Annotated in this window: 2 protein-coding genes; both read left to right on the top strand. The window is 63.3% G+C overall.

Translation table 11 applies throughout. The annotated features are described in order from the left end of the window. Window positions 1-414 (top strand): proprotein convertase P-domain-containing protein (locus DFR29_RS28810; RefSeq protein WP_208113777.1); only part of this gene is annotated, 414 nt, incomplete at its 5' end. 627 nt (window positions 415-1041) lie between these two features. After that, on the top strand, window positions 1042-1451 hold a 410-nt coding region (locus DFR29_RS28805), incomplete at its 3' end, for a hypothetical protein (protein ID WP_133822078.1).

Here is a 1451-nt window from a genome sequence, read left to right as displayed (position 1 = left end):
ACCACCGGCGTCACCGACAGCCAGGTCGTCAGCACCACCGGCACCCTGACCGGCCTGCGCCTGTCCTTCGATATCACCCACACCTACATGGGCGATCTCACCCTGATACTGACCAAGGGCACCACCTCGGTGACCCTGTTGCAGCGTCCGGGCAATGCCAGCAACACCGGTAGCAGTGGCTGTTCCGGCGACAACGGCAACGTCATCGTCGACGGCGCCGCCAGCCTGACCCTGGAAAGCAACTGCGGCAGCGGTACGCCGGCCTATACCAGCGGCGCCAGCTACCGGCCGAACAACCTGTTCACGCCGTTCGTTGGCCAGTCCCTCAACGGTACCTGGAGCCTGCGCGCGGTCGATGCCGCCGGTCAGGATACCGGCACCCTGAAGGGCTGGTGCCTGCTGCCAACGCTGTAAAGCGCTAGCGTTTCCCTTTCCTGCTGCACACGTGACGGGCTCCAGCAATGGAGCCCGTTTTTTCGTGTCCGGTCAGCCGCGACCTGTCCGCCATCCCTGCGCGGCAGCGCAACCGCAGGCCAGGGTCCAGACGCCGGCAATGCCCCATCGGCCTGGGCATACCCCTGGAATTGTTTTAACTGGACAAACAATCACATTTTTCCTTTGCGAGACTGAGGCAAGCTGCGGCAGTTGACGGAGACACCGCGGCGAAGCGCTACTGAATGCGACGCAGCGTGAGCTCCGCCGCCGTACTTTTCCGTGTAGTACGGAATCACCCGCCTTAGCCGCGAACCTCCGCCGGTGCACAACCGAGGGGACTGTCGCGACCTACAGCCCGTCTAGCCCGGCGACCTGGGGAGGATCGCAGAGCTGGTTGTGCCCACTATCGCTTTCATCGTGGAACACCGCAGGTCCGGTGCGGTTTACCGTGTCTGGAAAACGCGCGCGCCGCGCCACGGCCAGCGGCCGATACCACGATGCCATTGCCGGCGGCAGTTCCGCCGCCGGAAAAAATGCTGTGGCAGAAGACGCCGGGGGGCAGTCCTGCCGCAGTTGCTGTAAACACTAGCGAGGGAGATGTTCCACATGCGTACATCGTTGTTTATTGGTATTGGTCTTGCCTTGTCTCTTTCTGCACATGCGGCAGATGAGCGTTGCCTGGTGTCGTTCGACGCCGCACAGCAGGATGTCTGCAGCAGCAAGGTGTCGGTTGCCCATCCCAGCCTGGAGCCGCTGGCCAAGGCCGAAGAGTTCAAGAACTCCACCCTGCGCCTGGTCAAGTTCGACGGCCCCATCGATGAGGGCCGCCGCGCCGCGATTCAAAGCCGCGGCGGACACATCCTCGGCTATGCGCCGGAATACGCCTACATCGTGCGCATGCCGGCCGAGCTGGACGCCTCGATGCGCATGATCCGCGGCGTGGTCTGGTCGGGTCCGTTCCTGCCGGCCTTCAAGGTGGACGTGAACATCGCCAACGAACTGCAGTTCGGCAATAT

The sequence above is a fragment of the Tahibacter aquaticus genome (assembly GCF_004363655.1).
Taxonomy (GTDB): Bacteria; Pseudomonadota; Gammaproteobacteria; order Xanthomonadales; family Rhodanobacteraceae; genus Tahibacter; species Tahibacter aquaticus.
This window is presented reverse-complemented; position numbering and strand designations above follow the sequence as displayed.